Here is a 14329-nt window from a genome sequence, read left to right as displayed (position 1 = left end):
GGGCGGACCGGACCACGGGGCGCGCCGTCCCCGCTCGTGGTCCGTCACGGCCGAGTTCTCATGAACCTCTCACGAACCCCAACGCGCGGAACCCGTACCGGGTTCCCGTTACCGGGCCGTTCGTCCGGAAACCGGGCACGGTCCGGGTGAGCGCGGGCGCCTCACTCGACGATCCGCACCGGGTCGCCGACCCGGACCGTGCCGCGGCCGAGGGGGACCAGGTTCTGCCCGAAGACCAGTTTGCCGTCGATGCGTCGGTGCCGGCCGAGGCTGTGCAGGGGCTCGGCGCCGCGGTCCGCGGTGCCCTGGTCGGTGGTCGTCACCACGCACCGCCCGCACGGCTTGGCGACCCGCAGGACGACCTCGCCGACGGCGACGCGCGACCAGGTGTCCTCGGCCCAGGGCTCGGTGCCGGAGACGACCAGGTTCGGCCGGAAGCGGTTCATGGGCAGCGGGCCCTCGTTCGCGTGCTCGCCGCCGGCGATCAGGGAGTTGAGGGCGTCCAGCGAGGCGGTGGTGGTCAGCAGCAGCGGAAAGCCGTCCGCGAACGAGACGGTCTCGCCCGGAGTTGCGTACCGGGGGTCCACGGGGCGGCGGGTGGCGGGATCGTCCAGGTGCACCAGCCGGACATCGGTGCCGAGCAGCGCGCTGCACCAGGCGTGCGCGGCCTCGTCGTCGGCGGGGACCGCCTCCACCTTGTCCCGGAAGATCTGCACCGTCACGGTGCCGACCGCGCGCGGGACCGGCACCGTCAACGGCGCCGTGCCGGGCGCGAACAGCCGTACGCCGCCGCCGGGCAGGAGCTCGGCGGCGGCCAGGGCGAGGCGCGGCTGCCCGCGTTGCGTGACGACCTTTCCCCCGTCGTCGATCAGCATCCAGCGTCGGTCTCCGGCCGGCCCCCAGGGCTCCACCACGGCCTCCTGGAGCGGAAGGCTCCGCAGGGCCTTGACCGGATGGACGTGGATCGACTGCAGTCGCGCGTACTCCATGGGGTCATCGTGCCAGGTGGCACCGACAACCCGGAGGACGGCTCAGTAGCCGCGGTACTGCTGCTGGTTGTACGGATCCTGGTACGGCGCGGGGGCCGGCCGGGGAGCCGCGGGGCGCATCGCCTCGTATCCCGCGGGGCCGGGCGCGGCCGGGCGGGGCTGCTGCGGCTGCTGGGGGCCGGGGTATCCGCGTGGCGCGGTCGCCTGGTGCGGGATGTACGCGGCGGGGGCCTGCTGCAGCGGGGCGGGCTGCGGGGCCTGCTGCGGGTATCCGTAGTTGGGCTGCGAGGGGCCCGCGGGCAGGGCGGGCAGGGCGGACGGCAGCGCGGGCAGATGGCTGCTGCTCGGCATGTCGTACGCGGCGGGGACCCGGATCGGGGCGATCTGCGGTGTGCCCCGTTCGGCCACGAGCGAGTCGTAGATCGGGGTGTCCGGGAAGGAGGCGGAGTAGTAGCCGCCGCCATAAGTGGAGCGGGGGGAGGTCATGGCCATAAGTTAAGCCCACGATGTGCTGGTTGGGGAGACCGATAAGAGGGTTGTTTTCCGTGTCCGCAGTGACCGGGCATCCCCAATGCGAGCGAACTTGGGAAAAAGGGGCGTCGGGGCGCGCGATTTTGCGGTAAAGGCCGAGTTCCGGGCGGGTTACCGGCGGTTGACCGAACCTTCTGCCGGACTCTTCTTCAAGGGCGGGCGGCCCGGAGAATAGGTTGTGCGTCAGGAACTCGACGATTCGCCGGGAGATCACCCGGCTCGGTGACACGTGATGGGGGCGGACATGTCAATGTCGAAAGGATCCAACACCCCGGTGCCGGCCACGGCACTGCGGGTCGAACTGGGCTGGCGGTCCGGACCCGGCGTACCCGACGCGGACGCCTCCGCCCTCCTGCTGGTCGGCGGCAAGGTCCGGTCCGACGCGGACTTCGTTTTCTACAACCAGCCGGCCCACGCCTCCGGAGCGGTCCGCCACGAGGGCAAGCGGGACGCCGGCGGCCGGGTGACCGACAGCCTGCTCGTCGACCTCGCGCGCGTGGAGCCCGCGATCGAGACCGTGATCCTCGCCGCGTCCTCGGACGGCGGACCCTTCGGGCGGGTGCCCGATCTGTACATCGAGGTGCGCGACACCGCGCAGAACACCGTCGTGGCCCGCTTCGACAACCCGGGCGCGAGTGTCGAGACGGCCTTCGTGCTCGGCGAGTTCTACCGCCGCCAGGGCGCCTGGAAGTTCCGCGCCGTCGGACAGGGATACGACAGCGGGCTCGAGGGACTGGCCACGGACTACGGCATCTCGGTGGACGAACCGCAGCACGCACCTCCGGCTACCCCGCCCGCGCCCGCGCCCGCGCCCGCACCGCCCGCGCCCGCCCAGCCGGCGCCGACGGCCCCGCCCGCACCGCCGGCCCACCCCGTCACGGCGCCCCCACCGCCACCGGCGACCGCGCCGCCCGCTCCGTCCGCCGAACCGGTCCGGCTGACCAAGGTCACGCTCACCAAGGCGGCGCCCTCCGTCTCGCTGACCAAGCAGGGCGGCACCTCCGGCGCCATGCGCGTGAACCTCAACTGGCAGGTGCGCAAGCAGTTCTCGGGCTGGGCCCGCAAGCTCGGCCGCCCGGTCGCCATGCACGACGACCTCGACCTCGACCTGTGCTGCCTGTACGAACTGAGCGACGGCAGCAAGGGCGTCGTCCAGGCGCTCGGCAACGCCTTCGGGGCGCTGCACCAGCCGCCGTTCATCCACCTCGACGGCGACGACCGCACCGGCGCCGTGTCGACCGGCGAGAACCTCACCATCAGCCTCGACCACCAGCGGTACTTCAGGCGCATCCTCGTCTTCGTCACCATCTACGAGGGCGCCCGCTCCTTCGCCGACCTGCACGCCACGGTCACCCTCCAGCCGCAGTACGGCGCCCCGGTCGACTTCTCGCTCGACGAGTGCACCGTGCCCTCGACGGTGTGCGCCCTCGCGCTGATCACCAACACCGGAAGCGACCTCGTCGTCCAGCGCGAGGCCCGCTACCTGGTGCCGGACCGCGGCGTGAGCCCGCAGCGGACGGTCGACTACGCCTACGGCTGGGGCATGAACTGGACACCCGGCCGGAAATGACCCGCCCCTTGGGCGCTCAGCCTGCTCGGCCCTCCTCGGGCACGGCGTCCGGACGGGCGTAGGTGCGGCCCTTCCAGGCCGCGCCCCGTCCCCGGTAGTGCTGCACCGCCGAGTCGACCGTCATCAGGAGGTAGAGGAACGCGGTGAACGGCAGCAGCGGCGCGAGCCACAGGGGCTGCCGGTAGTAGCGCAGCATCGGCAGATACGTCCCCGCCATCACCAGCCAGGCGGCGGCGCCCAGCAGGGCGGCCGGGCCCTGCCCCGCCGCCAGGCCGACCAGCACCGCCGCGGGCGGCACCAGGTACACCAGCGCCAGGCCGAGCACCGTACCGGCGAGCACCAGCGGGTTGTGCCGCAACTGCGCGTACGCGCTGCGCGAGACCATCCGCCACAGGTCGTGCAGCCGCGGATACGGACGCACGCTGTCCACCCGTTCGGCCAGGCCCAGCCAGACCCGGCCGCCGGTGCCCTTGACCGCGCGGGCGAGGGCCACGTCGTCGATGACGGCGTGCCGGATGGCGTCCGGGATCCGAGCCCGCTCGGCGGCGTCGGCCCGCAGCAGCACACAACCGCCCGCCGCGGCCGCCGTGCGCGTCGCCTTCCGCTCCTCGCGACCCTTGCTGTCCCCGCTTCGCGCGCGGCCGCCGCCGATCCACCGGAACGGGTACAGCTGGGCGAAGAAGTAGACGAAGGCCGGCACCACGAGCCGCTCCCAGACGCTCTCCACCCGCAGCCGGGCCATCTGCGAGACGACGTCGAAACCTCCGGTGCCGGCTGCCGACACCAAGCCGCGCAGACTGTCCGGAGCGTGCGCGATGTCGGCGTCCGTCAGCAGCAGGTACTCCGGCTCACGCGCGCGTGCCAGACCGATGCCGTGCCGCACCGCCCACAGCTTGCCCGTCCAGCCGGCGGGCGGCTCCCCGGGCGAGGCCACGGTCAGCGGCAGTCCTTCGTGCCGCCGGGCCAGCTCGCACGCCAGCTCACCCGTGCCGTCCGTACTGCCGTCGTCGATCAGGAAGACCTCGGCCCGCCCCGGATAGTCCTGGGCGAGCAGGGACGGCAGGCTCGCGGGCAGCACCGCCGCCTCGTCGCGCGCCGGGACGACCACGCACACCGAGGGCCAGGCTTCGGGCTCCTCCCGGGCCGGAAGTCTGACGTCGGTACGCCAGAAGAAGCCCCGGGCGAGCAGCAGCCACATCCAGGTGGCCAGGGAGAGGGCTGCCACGACGGTCACGACGGAAGTCCACACATCGGCGCTCACGTGCGCAGTCTGCCCCACGGCACCGGCCGGTAACGGCGCATCGTCTATGGTGGCCGGGTGAAGATCGCGCTCATGGACTCCGGAATCGGTCTGCTGGCGGCGACCGCCGCGGTACGGCGGCTGCGACCGGACGCCGATCTCATCCTCTCCCTGGACCCCGACGGAATGCCCTGGGGCCCGCGCACGCCGGAGGACCTGACCCGCCGTGCCCTCGCCGTGGCCGAGGCGGCCGCCGCGCATCGTCCGGACGCCCTGATCGTCGGCTGCAACACCGCCACGGTGCACGCACTGCCCGCCCTGCGCGCCCGGCTGGAGCCCGGGGTGCCCGTCATCGGCACCGTGCCGGCGATCAAGCCCGCGGCGGCCGGCGGTGGCCCCGTGGCGATCTGGGCGACACCGGCCACCACCGGCAGCCCCTACCAACGGCGCCTGATCGAGGACTTCGCCGGCGGCGCGACGGTCACCGAGGTGCCGTGCCCGGGACTCGCCGACGCCGTCGAGCACGCCGACGAGACGGCGATCACCGAGACCGTGGCCGCCGCGGCCGCCCTCACACCCGGCGACGTGACGACCATCGTCCTGGGCTGCACCCATTACGAACTCGTCGCCGAACGCATCCGCGCGGCCGTGCAGCGCCCCGACGCCCCGCGCCTGGCCCTGCACGGTTCCGCCGGGGCGGTGGCCGCCCAGGCGCTGCGCCGGATCGGAGCCCGCCCCGAGCCGGGCGCCCCGGCCGAGGGCACCCTGACCGTCCTGCTGAGCGGACGCGAGGGCACCCTGCCCCCGCCCGCGCTGGCCTACGACGAGGGCCGGCTCCTGCGCGCGGTCACCCCGGCCGGCTGACGCGCCGTTCCGCCCGGTCGGCCCAGTCACCCTGCGCGACGAGGTACCCGCGCAGCGAAACATGAGTAACCTCATAGCCATGAGGCATCGCCACGGCGAGACCGTCCCGCAGCCCAACGTCTGGACCGGCCGTGCCACCAGCCGGGTCCAGTGGTTCCTGGCGCTCATCGGCGCCGCCTGCATGGCGCTCGGCATCGCCCTGGCCGTCGAATCGGCCTGGGAGTCCGGCGTCGCCCCGCTCGCCATGGCCGTGGTCGGCTGCATCGCGGCGGGACTGCTGGTCCTGTTCGGCACGCTCGCGTTCGTGCACGTCGCGCTGAGAGTCGACGAGGAGTGCCTCGAAGTGCGCTGCGGCCACATCGGCGTGCCCCGCCGCCGCATCCCCCTTTCGCACGTCGTCGGCGCCGAGTTCGCGCCGCACGTCACACCGCGCCACTGGGGCGGCTGGGGCTACCGGTGGCGCCCGGAGCGGGGTACGGCCGTCGTCGTGCGCCGCGGTGAGGGCCTGATCCTGCGGCTGGGGGACGGCCACACCTTCACGATCACCGTGGACGACGCGGAGGCGGCCGTCCAGGTCATCAAGGACCGACTGCGTCCGAAGGCGCCGGGCCCGGCCCACTGAACGCCCCGTGGTGGGATCCGGCCGTACGGTCCTCAGCCGGGCAGCCGGCCGTCCCGCGGCCGGGTCTCCGCGCACCGTGCCGGCGGCGCCTCCGCGGTGAAGGGGCGGGCCGTGGCCAGTCCCGCGAGGAGTCCCGCGCCCAGCGGCACCGCGGTGAAGCTCAGCGCGTTGCCGACGGCGGCGATCGCCGCGAGCGCCGTGAGGGCCACACCGGCGGTGAGGACGACCGGTGTGGGACGCGGCGAGCGCCACAGCGCGTACAGCACCCAGCCGAAGGCCGCTGCCAGCAGCACGACACCCACCACCCCCTGTTCCGCCGCCTGCTGCCACACCGCCGAGTGCGGCCGGCCGTCCGGCGACGGGGCCTCGGCGGCCGTGGGGCTCAGCGCCCCGAAGCGTCCCGGTCCCACCCCCAGGGCCGGGTCCCCCCGCAGCAAGTCCAGCGCGTCGCTCCACAACCGGACGCGATGGGAGGTCAGCTGCCCCTCCAGGGACGCGGCGAACCCGTCCGGCCCGAAGCCGCCCGGAACCGCCCAGCTCAGGCCGGTCACCAGGCCCGCGGCCAGACCCAGCCCGGCGATTCCCGCGCCGCGCCGGCGGACGCGCCCCGCGGCGAGCGAGCACAGCAGCACCAGTACACAGGCGACACAACCGACCACCGAGCCCAGTACGGCCGCGGTCACGGCGATCCCCACGGCCAGCAGCCGTAACGCGACCCGCACGGCCGGCACCCCGCCGGCCCATGCCCCGCAGCACGCGGCACCCGCCGACAGCGCGAGCAGAGCGGCCGTCGCACCGGCGTGCCCGAGCGGTGCGGTGATCCGCGGCCCCGGCGCGAGATGCGGGACGGCGACCGTCAGGGCGACCCCGGCCAGCGCCGCCGCACCGGGCGCGGCGACCGGCAGCAGTGCCCCGCCGATCCGTCCCGCGGCGTAACCGGCGGCCACGGCCAGCACCGCGAGCAGCACGCCCTCCGGGCGCCCGTCGCGCGCGGCAGCGGTGATCAGCGACCAGGAGGCGCAGGCCGCGAGGACCACCATCCCCGCCGTGTCCGCGCCGCCGCGTCTCTCGCCGTCCGCGACCGCATCGGCCGCAGACGCCGTCCCCCTCGCACCCACCGTGCCCCCCGCCCGCGTCGCCCCCGACCTGACGGGCCCCCGCCGCCCGGCGGAATCGGGCCGGCGACCGGGGCTCGGCCACACCGTAACGGCTGGTCGGCGGATTGGGGACCGGTCGGCACCCGGTTGTGGCGAAACGATGCGGCACGGGCTCCGCACGGCCCCCGGCGTCCCCGGACCGTCCTGTCCGCGGCCAGGTCACCCGCCGTACACTCCGGGGGGTGACAGCCACCGCAACCTCCGTCGGCGAGTCGGACCGGACACAGCCGCGGACCACGCCCGCCTCCCGGGCCGCCGCACGGCTCGTGCGCCTCGTCCCGGCCGCCGCCGCGGCGCTCTCCGGAGTGCTCCTCTACGTCAGCTTCCCGCCGCGCACCCTGTGGTGGCTCGCGCTGCCGGCCTTCGCCGTCTTCGGCTGGGTGCTGCGCGGCCGTGGCTGGAAGGCGGGCCTCGGCCTCGGCTACCTCTTCGGCCTCGGCTTCCTGCTGCCCCTGCTGGTGTGGACCGGCGTGGAGGTCGGCCCCGGCCCCTGGCTCGCCCTGGCCGCGATCGAGGCACTCTTCGTGGCGGCCGTCGGCGCGGGAGTCGCCGCGGTGTCCAAGCTGCCCGGGTGGCCGGTGTGGGCGGCGGCGCTGTGGACCGCCGGAGAGGCGGCACGCGCGAGGGTGCCCTTCGAGGGCTTCCCCTGGGGCAAGATCGCGTTCGGACAGGCGGACGGCGTGTTCCTCCCGCTCGCCGCGGCCGGCGGCACACCGGTGCTCGGTTTCGCGGTCGTCCTGTGCGGCTTCGGCCTCTGCGAAGCCGTGCGCCTGGCCGTCCGGGCGCGCAGCGGCGGCGAGGTGCGCCGCGGGGCCGCGGCGGTGGCCCTGCTCGCGGTTGCCGTGCCCGTGGTGGGCGCCGTGGCCGCCCGGCCGCTGGTCAGCGACGAGGCGGAGGACGGCACCGCGACCGTCGCCGTGGTCCAGGGCAACGTGCCCCGTGCGGGTCTCGGCTTCAACGCCCAGCGCCGGGCCGTACTCGACTACCACGCGCGCGAGACACTGCGCCTGGCCGCCGACGTGAAGGCGGGCAAGGTGGCACGCCCCGACTTCGTCCTCTGGCCGGAGAACTCCTCGGACATCGATCCCTTCGCCAACGCCGACGCCCGCAGGATCATCGACGGGGCCGCCAAGGCGATCGGCGCACCCATCTCGGTCGGCGGCGTCGTGGAACGCGACGGCAAGCTGCTCAACGAGCAGATCCTGTGGGACCCGGACAAGGGCCCCGTCGACACCTACGACAAGCGGCAGATCCAGCCCTTCGGCGAGTACCTGCCCCTGCGCTCGCTCATCGGGGCGATCAACGACGAGTGGACCTCCATGGTCAGCCGGGACTTCAGCAGGGGTACCGAACCCGGTGTGTTCACCATGGCCGGCACCAAGGTCGGCCTGGTGACCTGCTACGAGGCGGCCTTCGACTGGGCCGTGCGCTCCGAGGTCACCGACGGCGCCCGGATGATCTCCGTGCCCAGCAACAACGCGACCTTCGACCGCAGCGAGATGACCTACCAGCAGCTCGCCATGTCCCGGATCCGCGCGGTCGAGCACAGCCGGACCGTGACCGTCCCGGTGACCAGCGGCGTCAGCGCGATCATCATGCCGGACGGCCGGATCACCCAGAAGACCGGCATGTTCGTGGCGGACTCCCTGGTCCAGGAGGTCCCCCTGCGCTCCTCCGAGACGCCCGCCACCCGCCTCGGCGTGGCGCCCGAGATCGCCCTGGTACTGGTCGCCGCCGGCGGGCTCGGCTGGGCTGTCGGTGTCGGTGTGCGCGGTCGGCGCGCCCGCGACGCGTAGCCGTACGCCCGCCGCACGCCCCGTGACATCGGCGGGAGCGGCCCACCCGTCCCGTTAGGGTCGGGCCCATGGCTACTCCCGATTTCATCCGCGACCTGCGCGCCTCGGCCGGACACCAGCTCCTGTGGCTCCCCGGAGTCACCGCCGTCGTCTTCGACGACGAGGGCAGAGTGCTGCTCGGCCGACGGTCCGACAACGGGCGCTGGTCGTTGATCGGTGGCATCCCGGAGCCGGGGGAGCAGCCCGCGGCCTGTGCCGTGCGCGAGGTCGAGGAGGAGACCGCCGTCCAGTGCGTCGTCGAGCGGCTGGTCCTCGTGCAGGCGCTGCAGCCGGTCACCTACGACAACGGTGACGTCTGCCAGTTCATGGACATCACCTTCCGCTGTCGGGCCGTGGGCGGCGAGGCCCGGGTCAACGACGACGAGTCGCTGGAGGTGGGCTGGTTCGCGGTGGACGCGCTGCCGGACATCAAGGAGTTCGGGCAGACCAGGGTCAAGCAGGCCATGTCCGACGCCCCCACATGGTTCGAACCCACTGGTTCCGTCTGAAGTATGGGGCGTGCCCACATGGGGGACGGGGTGGGCGCTGCCTAGGGTCGGGACATGACCTCGCCCAGCGTCCTCCAGGCCCCCCACGCCGCCTCGCTCGACCTCCACGGCCGCACCGCCCTCGTCACCGGCGCCGCCGGCGGCATTGGCCGCGCCTGCGCGCTGCGGCTGGCCGCCGCCGGGGCCGAGGTCAGAGCGATCGACCGGGACGCCGCCGGTCTCGAGGCGCTCGCCGGAAGCTGCGGGGACCTCGCGGGCAGTGTCGAGCCGCAGGTCCTCGACCTGACCGACCTGGACGCCGCCGAACGCGCCGCGGCCGGCACCGACGTCCTCGTGAACAACGCCGGGCTGCAGTTGGTGCGGCCCCTGGAGGAGTTTCCGCCGGACGTCTTCCACACCGTGCTCACCGTGATGCTGGAGGCCCCCTTCCGGCTGATCCGCGGCGCGCTGCCCCACATGTACGGGCAGGGCTGGGGCCGCATCGTCAACATCTCCTCCGTCCACGGCCTGCGCGCCTCGGCCTACAAGGCGGCCTACGTCTCCGCCAAGCACGGTCTGGAGGGCCTGTCCAAGACGGCCGCCCTCGAAGGCGCCGCCCACGGCGTCACCTCCAACTGCGTGAACCCCGCCTACGTCCGCACCCCGCTGGTGGAGCGGCAGATCGCCGACCAGGCCCGGGCGCACGGGGTCCCCGAGGAGCAGGTGCTTTCCGACGTACTGCTGCGGGACAGCGCCGTACGGCGGCTGATCGAACCCGACGAGGTCGCCGAAGCGGTGGCGTACCTGTGCGGCCCGCACGCGGCCAGCTTCACGGGCACCTCACTCGTCCTGGACGGCGGCTGGACCGCGCACTGAGCCGGGGTTTTCCACAGGGCTGCCGGGACGGACGGGTGATGGGGAATCCTGTGAGCATGTCCCGCGATCATGCGCAGTCCGCCGAGACGCCGTTCCTGGAGCTGCTGGCCCGCGGCGCCTCCGCCGACGCCTACGAGCAGCCCGTGCTGCTCGCCCGTGCCGAGGGCGGACCGGCCGATCGGATCGACGCGCTCGAACGGGCCAAGCACCTCGCGCTGCGGGTGCGCTCGGAGCTGGAGGGCCGACGCAGGCGCGAGGCCGAGCTGTCCGCGCTGTTCGAGACCGCCCACGACCTCGCCGGACTGCGTGACCTGGACGCCGTACTGCGGGCGATCGTGCAGCGGGCCCGCTCCCTGCTCGGCACCGACGTCGCCTACCTCAGCCTCCACGACCCGGAGCGCGGTGACACCTACATGCGGGTCACCGAGGGGTCGGTCGCCGCCCGCTTCCAGCAACTGCGGCTCGGCATGGGGGAGGGCCTCGGCGGCCTGGTCGCCCAGACCGCCCGCCCCTACGTCACCGACGACTACTTCAAGGACGCCCGCTTCCAGCACACCGGCACCATCGACGCGGGCGTGCGCGACGAGGGCCTGGTCGCCATCCTCGGCGTACCCCTCATGCTGGGCCACCACGTCATCGGCGTGCTCTTCGCCGCCGACCGGCGGGCCAGGGTCTTCGAACGCGAGCAGATCGCCCTGCTCGGCTCCTTCGCCGCCCTCGCGTCCGCCGCCATCGACACCGCGAACCTGCTCGCCGAGACCCGCTCCGCCCTCGCCGGCCTGGAACGGGCCAACGAGATCATCCGGGACCGCAGCGGCGTCATCGAGCGCGCCTCCGACGTCCACGACCGGCTCGCCGAGCTCGTCCTGCGCGGCGGCGGGGTGCACGACGTGGCCGCCGCCGTCTCGCAGGTCCTGGACGGCACCGTGGAGTTCACCGACGCCGCCGCGGCACCGGAGTACGCGCTGGAGGCGTCCCGCGCCGACGGACACGTGGTGCGGCACAAGGACGACTGGATCGCCGCCGTCGCCGCGGGCGACGAGCTGTTCGGCGCCCTCGTCCTGCGCGGCCACCCCGGCCTCGACCCCGTCGACCAGCTCACCCTGGAACGCGCCGCGATGGTCACCTCCCTGCTGCTGCTGGCCCGCCGCTCCGCCGCCGAGGCCGAGCAGCGCGTCCGCGGCGAGCTCCTCGACGACCTGCTCGACGCCCGGGACCGCGATCCGCGCCTGCTCGACGACCGGGCCCGACGGCTGCACGCCGACCTTTCCGCCGCCCATGTCGTCCTCGTCGCCCGCCTCGACGCCACCGCGGCCGACGCCGACCAGGAGGCGGTCGCGCGCCGGCGCCTGTGGGCCGCCGCCTCCCACCTCGCCGCGACCCGGCACGGCCTGGCCGCTGCCCGGGACGGCGGCACCGTACTGCTGCTGCCGCTGGAGGACGGGGACGAGGCCACCGACCTGGCCCGCCGCACCGCCCGGCACCTGGGCCGGGCGGTCCACGAGGCCGTCACCGTCGGCGCCTCCGCCCCCGTGCGGGACCTCGCCGCCCGCCCCGACGCCGTGGCCGCCGCCCACACCGAGGCAGGACGCTGTCTGGACGCCCTGCGTCTGCTGGGCCGGTGCGGGGACGGCGCGGCGGCCGAGGACTTCGGCTTCCTGGGCCTGCTGCTGGCCGGAGACCAGAACGTGCCCGGGTTCGTCGAGCGCACCATCGGCCAGGTCGTCGCCTACGACGAGCGGCGCGGCACGGAACTCGTGCGTACCCTCGACGCGTACTTCTCCTGCGGGATGAGCCCGGCCCGCACGAAGGAGGCCCTGCACGTCCATGTGAACACCGTCGCCCAGCGCCTGGAGCGCGTCGGCCGGCTCCTGGGCGAGGACTGGCAGAGCCCCGAGCGTGCGCTGGAGATACAACTGGCCCTGAAGCTGCACCGGTTGTCGGCCCCGACACGGCGCTGACCCCCGCACGCACCGGCGTACGGGGGCCGGAGACCGGGCGGCTCAGACGGTGCGCGCCCGCTGCGCACGGGAGTCGGCCACCGAACCGCTCCCGTCTCCGTCTTCGTCTCCGTCTCCGTCACCGGGAACGGGGTCGACCTCCGCGAGATCCCGGTGCCGGGTCTCACGGGCCACGCCCACGGCGATCAGCGTCAGTACGACCGAGGCGATGACATACAGGGAGATCGGCGTCGAGCTGTCGTACTCGGACAGCAGCGCGGTGGCGATCAGCGGCGCCGGCGCACCCGCCGCCACGGAGGCGAACTGGGCGCCGATCGACGCCCCCGAATAACGCATCCGGGTCGCGAACATCTCGGAGAAGAAGGCCGCCTGGGGCGCGTACATGGCGCCGTGCAGCACCAGTCCCACGGTCACCGCGAGCAGCAGACTGCCGAAGTCGCCGGAGTCGATCAGCATGAAGAACGGGAACATCCACAGCCCGACGCCGGCCGCGCCCAGCAGGTACACCGGGCGCCGGCCGATCCGGTCCGACAGCGCGCCCCACGCCGGGATGACCGCGAAGTGCACGGCCGACGCGATCAGCACCGCGTTGAGCGCGGTCTGCTTGGACACGTCGGCCGCAGACGTGGCGTAGACGAGGATGAAGGCCGTGATGACGTAGTAACTGATGTTCTCCGCCATCCGCGCGCCCATGGCGATCAGCACGTCGCGCCAGTGGTACCGCACCACGGCGACCAGCGGGAGCGGCTCGGCCTTCGCCTTCCGCGACTCCGCCTGCGCCAACGCCTGTTTGAAGACCGGTGATTCATCGACAGACAGACGAATCCACAAACCGACCATGACCAGGACCCCGGAGAGCAGGAACGGGATCCGCCAGCCCCAGCTGTTGAACGCGGCGTCCGACAGCACGGCGGTCAGCAGCGACAGCACACCGGTCGCGAGCAGTTGCCCGGCCGGCGCCCCGGTCTGGGGCCACGACGCCCAGAACCCGCGCCGCCGCGCGTCCCCGTGCTCCGACACCAGCAGCACGGCCCCGCCCCACTCACCGCCGAGGGCGAAACCCTGGACCAGCCGCAGCACGGTCAGCAGCACGGGAGCGGCCGTGCCGACGGTCGCATGGGTGGGGAGCAGCCCGATCGCGAACGTCGCCCCGCCCATCATCAACAGGCTCAGCACCAGCAGCTTCTTGCGCCCGAGCCGGTCACCGTAGTGCCCGAACACCAGGGCCCCGACCGGCCGCGCGGCGAACCCGACGGCATAGGTCAGGAACGACAGCAGCGTGCCGACCAGCGGGTCGGAGTCCGGGAAGAACAACTCGTTGAACACGAGCGCGGCGGCGGAGCCGTAGAGGAAGAAGTCGTACCACTCGATGGTGGTGCCGATGAGGGACGCGGCGACGATGCGCTTGAGGTTGTTCGGGGCTGGTGGAGCGGTTGCGGGCGACGACATCGGCACCACTTCCTGGGGATCTGCGGGGACGTTGGGTGTCGCCACACCGTAGAAACCCCGCAGGTCAGGCGCACATGTGGCGGGGCAACATAGTTCGAGGGTCGGCTATGCGCGCGGCCACCATGCCGGCTCGCGGGACCTGGCATCTGGGGATTGGTCGACTCGAAGTCGTCGTCTGCTGATGGAAGGTCACTTGCGTGCCTCTGATCTTGCGGCCAAGGGGTCCTACCGGGCACTCAGGCGTAGTGCCGGTACACGGCCTCCGCCACACACGCGGGCTTGGCATTGCCCTCGACCTCGACCGTGAAGGTCAGCTGCATCTGCACGCCGTTGCCCTTGACCTCCTTGACCTCCTCGACCGTGCCGTGGAGCCGGATCCTGGAGCCGACCGGTACCGGGCTCGGGAAGCGGACCTTCTCCAGGCCGTAGTTGACGCTCATCGAGACGTCCTGGATCTCCAGCAGGTCACTGAAGAGCGGGATGACGAGGGAGAGCGTGAGGTAGCCGTGGGCGATGGGGCCGCCGAACGGGCCGCTCTTGGCGCGCTCCGGGTCGGTGTGGATCCATTGGTGGTCGTCAGTGGCGTCGGCGAAGGTGTTCACCCGCTCCTGCGTGATCTCCAGCCAGTCGGTACGGCCGAGGTCGCGGCCGGCGAGGGCGATGAGGCCGTTGAGGCCCTGGGCGGTGGTGGTCGTCATGGAACGCTGCCTTTCAAGTGCCGAGTGTCAAACGTCAGGTGTCGGGTGA

Annotated in this window: 13 protein-coding genes; 7 read left to right on the top strand and 6 right to left on the bottom strand. The window is 73.4% G+C overall.

Annotated features, from left to right (window positions below):
• Window positions 1-161: 161 nt before the first annotated feature.
• Window positions 162-989 (bottom strand): MOSC domain-containing protein, encoded by an 828-nt coding sequence (locus tag IE258_RS15310; protein ID WP_189743787.1) that lies wholly within the window; start codon window positions 987-989, stop codon window positions 162-164.
• Window positions 990-1031: 42 nt separating this feature from the next.
• Window positions 1032-1475, bottom strand: coding sequence for a DUF6643 family protein (locus tag IE258_RS15305; RefSeq protein ID WP_189743785.1), 444 nt, complete (start codon window positions 1473-1475; stop codon window positions 1032-1034).
• Between the two features lie 295 nt (window positions 1476-1770).
• On the opposite strand from IE258_RS15305, the gene IE258_RS15300 reads away from it, so the two are divergent.
• Window positions 1771-3090: a TerD family protein gene (locus tag IE258_RS15300; protein ID WP_189743783.1), complete on the top strand. Its 1320-nt coding sequence runs from the start codon at window positions 1771-1773 to the stop codon at window positions 3088-3090.
• Window positions 3091-3106: 16 nt separating this feature from the next.
• On the opposite strand, the gene IE258_RS15295 is transcribed toward IE258_RS15300, so the two are convergent.
• Complete coding sequence (locus IE258_RS15295) at window positions 3107-4369, bottom strand: glycosyltransferase (protein WP_189743781.1); 1263 nt, start codon at window positions 4367-4369, stop codon at window positions 3107-3109.
• A gap of 39 nt (window positions 4370-4408) precedes the next feature.
• Between IE258_RS15295 and IE258_RS15290 the strand changes: the two genes are divergently transcribed.
• A complete protein-coding gene (locus IE258_RS15290; RefSeq protein ID WP_189743779.1) occupies window positions 4409-5194 on the top strand; it encodes a glutamate racemase in 786 nt (261 codons plus the stop codon).
• Window positions 5195-5273: 79 nt separating this feature from the next.
• Complete coding sequence (locus tag IE258_RS15285) at window positions 5274-5816, top strand: hypothetical protein (RefSeq protein ID WP_087810825.1); 543 nt, start codon at window positions 5274-5276, stop codon at window positions 5814-5816.
• A gap of 32 nt (window positions 5817-5848) precedes the next feature.
• Here IE258_RS15285 and IE258_RS15280 read toward each other — a convergent pair whose 3' ends face one another.
• Entirely contained in the window at window positions 5849-6856 is a 1008-nt protein-coding gene (locus IE258_RS15280) for an O-antigen ligase family protein (protein ID WP_189743777.1), read from the bottom strand.
• A gap of 299 nt (window positions 6857-7155) precedes the next feature.
• On the opposite strand from IE258_RS15280, the gene lnt reads away from it, so the two are divergent.
• The 4 genes from lnt (at window position 7156) to IE258_RS15260 (ending at window position 12133) form a co-directional block, all read left to right on the top strand.
• Complete coding sequence (lnt, locus tag IE258_RS15275; RefSeq protein ID WP_189743775.1) at window positions 7156-8769, top strand: apolipoprotein N-acyltransferase; 1614 nt, start codon at window positions 7156-7158, stop codon at window positions 8767-8769.
• A 68-nt stretch (window positions 8770-8837) separates the two neighbouring features.
• Window positions 8838-9317, top strand: coding sequence for an NUDIX hydrolase (locus IE258_RS15270; protein ID WP_189743773.1), 480 nt, complete (start codon window positions 8838-8840; stop codon window positions 9315-9317).
• A gap of 54 nt (window positions 9318-9371) precedes the next feature.
• Entirely contained in the window at window positions 9372-10172 is an 801-nt protein-coding gene (locus tag IE258_RS15265; protein WP_189743771.1) for a 3-hydroxybutyrate dehydrogenase, read from the top strand.
• 56 nt (window positions 10173-10228) lie between these two features.
• On the top strand, window positions 10229-12133 hold the full coding sequence (locus IE258_RS15260; protein ID WP_189743769.1) for a helix-turn-helix domain-containing protein: 1905 nt from the start codon (window positions 10229-10231) through the stop codon (window positions 12131-12133).
• A gap of 42 nt (window positions 12134-12175) precedes the next feature.
• Here the strand turns inward: IE258_RS15260 and IE258_RS15255 are convergent, their stop codons facing one another.
• Both IE258_RS15255 and IE258_RS15250 read right to left on the bottom strand, forming a co-directional pair.
• A complete protein-coding gene (locus tag IE258_RS15255) occupies window positions 12176-13582 on the bottom strand; it encodes an MFS transporter (protein ID WP_189743767.1) in 1407 nt (468 codons plus the stop codon).
• 236 nt (window positions 13583-13818) lie between these two features.
• Window positions 13819-14280, bottom strand: a complete 462-nt coding sequence (locus tag IE258_RS15250) for a MaoC family dehydratase (protein WP_189743765.1) — start codon at window positions 14278-14280, stop codon at window positions 13819-13821.
• Window positions 14281-14329: the final 49 nt, after the last annotated feature.

The sequence above is a fragment of the Streptomyces tendae genome (assembly GCF_014650435.1).
GTDB classification, from domain to species: domain Bacteria; phylum Actinomycetota; class Actinomycetes; order Streptomycetales; family Streptomycetaceae; genus Streptomyces; species Streptomyces tendae.
This window is presented reverse-complemented; position numbering and strand designations above follow the sequence as displayed.